The sequence below is a fragment of the Bradyrhizobium sp. PRIMUS42 genome, from assembly GCF_023006515.1.
Lineage (GTDB): Bacteria > Pseudomonadota > Alphaproteobacteria > Rhizobiales > Xanthobacteraceae > Bradyrhizobium.
The window spans coordinates 1-223 of record NZ_JALBGZ010001667.1; the positions used below are offsets into that span (position 1 = coordinate 1).

Sequence of the window (223 nt, forward strand, 5' to 3'; positions counted from 1 at the left end):
TAGGTTCGCATAACAAGGGAGGGATCGACGAAGATGGCCAAGCATACCACGATCTGTGCCGGGATCGATACCGGCAAGCGGAAGCTCGATGTGGCGATCGATGGCAGCAGCGAGCAGTTGCAGGTGGAGAACACGGCAGAAGGCCATGAGGCTTTGCTGACGTGGCTGCGACAGCATCGCGTCAAGCGCATCGGCATCGAGGCGAGCGGCGGTTACGAACAGC

Annotated in this window: 1 pseudogene; it reads left to right on the forward strand. The window is 60.1% G+C overall.

What is annotated here, in order from left to right:
• Positions 1–33: 33 nt before the first annotated feature.
• A pseudogene (locus tag MOV75_RS42205) lies at positions 34–223 on the forward strand (IS110 family transposase); the annotation flags it as partial.